Origin of the sequence: Sphaerospermopsis sp. FACHB-1094 (assembly GCF_014696195.1) — a bacterium.
In the GTDB taxonomy this organism is placed as follows: domain Bacteria; phylum Cyanobacteriota; class Cyanobacteriia; order Cyanobacteriales; family Nostocaceae; genus Sphaerospermopsis; species Sphaerospermopsis kisseleviana.
Genome location: NZ_JACJPT010000211.1, coordinates 1 through 3,423, shown reverse-complemented (window position 1 = coordinate 3,423; position 3,423 = coordinate 1). Strand labels below are relative to the sequence as shown.

Sequence of the window (3,423 nt, the reverse complement as noted above, 5' to 3'; positions counted from 1 at the left end):
TCCGGTATACCCTTCAAAACCCTTGCACTAATTTCTGTGTTTATCAGCCTCTAACCTTTGATATATCAAGGTTTTAGGTTTATTCAGCAAACCCTAATTACCAGCAAGAATTAGTCAATAGTGGTCGCATCAAACGGATTTATTTAGATGAAATATCATCAGGTTCAATTGGGATGGGGTTAATTGAATTAATTGTCAGTAAAGAAAACCAAGCCCCAGAATTAGTTAAGAATTTGATGCAAAGAACGCAAACCGAAATTACCAACAACTCAGAAAGAGAAGGTATTATAGAGTTATTGGAAACTGTGTTGTTGTCGAAGTTTTCGCAATTAACCCGTCAGGAGATAGAAGCGATGTTTTTAGTCAATGATATCAAACAAACAAGGGTATATCAAGAAGCAAAGCAGGAAGGTAGAGAAGAAGGTGAACAAGAGGGAGAGAAAAATTTACTACTGCGTCTGTTATCTAAGAGGTTTGGAAAATTGACAGATAGTTATATCCAGAAAATCAGTAACCTGAAAATAGCACAATTAGAAGACTTGGGAGAAGCGTTATTAGATTTTCGGGATATCAACGATTTAGATGAATGGTTGAAATCCCAAACCTAAATTTAAGCTGGTAAATTTGGGACTTTCAACAAGTCTAAACCTCTCTCAAATATCTCATCAATGGGCAACATTTCCCCAGAATTAGTCATAAATTTATGGTCTTTTGTTGCCCTGATTTTTGAACCATCATCTAAACAATATTCATATAATTCTTGCACTCCCCGATGATGCCATTGGGCAATAGGTTGAGTGTAAACATTACCATTGTTATCAACACTAAATACACTACACTCAATCTGCTTTTCCACAATTTCCCCAATAGTTAAAAAGCCATATTCTACAGTTAAAACCTCAGTTTCATAACTCAAACAATATTCGGCAAACTTCAACATATCCGCAAATAGTTTTTCAGCTACTTGGGGTTTTACACCGTTTTTTGCTGAACCATCTATAAAATTTTGCTTTTGTTTTTCCATCTCCGCTACTTTCTTTTTACCCATAGCGCGACGCAGTAAGTCAGCTTGTCCTAAAGAATAACCTGCCATATCTTGAGCAATTTTCATAATTTGCTCTTGATAAACCATAATTCCATAGGTTTCATTTAATATAGGTTGTAAAAGTTGCGATTCATAATCAATTGCTTCTCTACCATGTTTACGGTTAATAAACTTAGGAATTAATCCCGCATCTAATGGACCAGGTCTATATAATGCCAAAATAGAAGAAATATCTTCAATATTAGAAGGTTTCAAATCTCTCACGATTTGCTTCATTCCTGAAGATTCTAATTGAAAGATACCTTCTAAATCTCCAGATTCTAATAATGAATATGCTTGAGATACATCTTTAGGTAAAGTGCTATGTTCACCTTTAGCTAATATTTTCTGGGCTTTTCTTTCATCACGGGTAATGTCATCAGGATCAATATGATATCCTTTACTTTGTTGTATTAAATCAATGGTTTTTTGAATTAAGGTTAGGTTTCTTAAACCCAAAAAGTCCATTTTTAACAAACCCAGTGATTCTAAATCTTCCATAAAATACTGGGTAATTACTGAGCCGTCGTTATTACGTTGTAAGGGTACAATTTCATCTAATGGTTCTGCGGAAATAACCACACCTGCTGCATGAACACCAAAGGTTTTGTTAGTTCCTTCTATTCGCATGGCCATATCTATCCAGCGGCGAACATTCGGATCATTATCGTATTTTTCTTTAAATTCTGGTGCTGGTGTTTGATCAGAAACCATTACTTTCAATTTAGTTGGTTTACCCCGTACCACTGGGATCATTTTCGCCATTTTATCAGCTTCCCCATAGGGAATATCTAATACTCTGGCGACATCTTTTAATACTGCTTTGGATGTTAAACGGTTAAAAGTGATAATTTGGGCAACTCTATCTACACCATATTTTCTAGTCACATAATCAATTACTTCATCCCGTTTTTCAATACAGAAATCTGTATCAATATCAGGCATGGATTTCCGTTCTGGGTTCAAAAATCGCTCGAACAGTAAGCCATGATGCACGGGATCAATATTAGTAATTCGCATGGCATAAGCAACTAATGAACCAGCCGCAGAACCCCGACCAGGACCGACGGGAATATTATTATCTCGCGCAAATTTGATATAGTCCCACACTACTAAAAAGTAGGTAGAAAAACCCATTTGCTGAATCATTTTTAATTCATACTCTAATCTTTCTTTGTAGACTGGATCTACTTCGTTACGAGATTTGCGGTTTAATCTTTCTAACAGTCCTTGCCAAGCTACTTCTTCAGCGTAAGTATCAGGAGTGTGACCAGAAGGAATGGGAGGAGTAGGAATTTTCGGCTCATCCATGATATGGTAAGGCTCGACTTTATCCGCTACTTCAACTGTTGTCGCTATGGCTTCTTCCATAACATCTTCGGGTAAATGATCACGAAATAGTAACTTCATTTCTGTGGCAGATTTTAAATATTCTGTGCCGCTATATCGCATCCGGTTATCATCAACAATTAGTTTACCGGTTTGAATACAAAGTAAAGCATCATGGGCTTCTACGTCAAAGCAAGAAATATAATGAGAATCGTTAGTAGCGACAAATTTAATGCCTAATTCACGGGCAATTTTCACAATTTCAACATTTACAATTCTGTCTTCTTGAGAACCGTGATCTTGAATTTCTAAATAAAAATCTTCGCCAAATACTTCTTTATACCATTTGGCAACTTTTCGGGCTGCATCTGGCCTACCACTGAGAATTGCTTGGGGAATTTCTCCTCCTAAACAAGCACTGGTGATAATCAAACCTTCTTTATATTGTTTGAGTAAATCTTTATTAATGCAAGGACGGGAAAAAATACCTTTACCTTGTACACCTTTAAGATTAGAAATTGTGGTGAGTTTAACTAGGTTTTTATAACCTTTGGTGTTTTTTGCTAAAACAACTTGATGATATTTAGGACGGCGTTCTTGTTTTTCAATATCACCGTTAATGATATACATTTCGTTGCCAATAATTGGCTTAATAGTCTTACTGCGGCAGATTTTGATGAGTTCAACTGCGCCATACATGACACCATGATCTGTGAGGGCGATCGCTTTCATTCCTAGTGCGATCGCCTGATCTACTAACTCTGGTAGTTGACTAGCACCGTCTAGCAAACTGTAGTCGCTGTGAATATGCAAAGGTACAAAAGACATAAGCAATTAATAGTGAATAATTAAACGGTTAAAATGCAGCTATTTATACCAGACTTCAGGAGTCGTAGGGGCGAAGCATTCGGAAAATAACCTGTGATAAAAATTGATAATTTATCGCCCGAATGCTTCGCCCTTACAGGAAAATAACCTGTGATAAAAATTGATAATTTATCGCCCGAATG

The 3,423-nt window shown here is 36.4% G+C and carries 2 protein-coding genes and 1 pseudogene; 2 read left to right on the top strand and 1 reads right to left on the bottom strand.

Annotated elements, in window-relative coordinates; genetic code table 11:
* Positions 1-101: 101 nt before the first annotated feature.
* Together H6F47_RS28755 and H6F47_RS28310 are read left to right on the top strand one after the other, a co-directional pair.
* Positions 102-347: pseudogene (locus H6F47_RS28755) on the top strand (DUF2887 domain-containing protein); the annotation flags it as partial.
* Between the two features lie 6 nt (positions 348-353).
* Positions 354-608, top strand: coding sequence for a DUF4351 domain-containing protein (locus H6F47_RS28310; protein WP_242027509.1), 255 nt, complete (start codon positions 354-356; stop codon positions 606-608).
* A 2-nt stretch (positions 609-610) separates the two neighbouring features.
* On the opposite strand, the gene H6F47_RS27060 is transcribed toward H6F47_RS28310, so the two are convergent.
* Positions 611-3,241 (bottom strand): DNA polymerase III subunit alpha, encoded by a 2,631-nt coding sequence (locus tag H6F47_RS27060; protein WP_190651830.1) that lies wholly within the window; start codon positions 3,239-3,241, stop codon positions 611-613.
* Positions 3,242-3,423: the final 182 nt, after the last annotated feature.

Excerpts from the sequence above, each read along its gene's own strand:
- H6F47_RS27060 (WP_190651830.1), bottom strand. The coding sequence starts at position 3,241 with ATGTCTTTTGTACCTTTGCATATTCACAGCGACTACAGTTTGCTAGAC.
- H6F47_RS28310 (WP_242027509.1), top strand. The coding sequence starts at position 354 with ATGTTTTTAGTCAATGATATCAAACAAACAAGGGTATATCAAGAAGCA.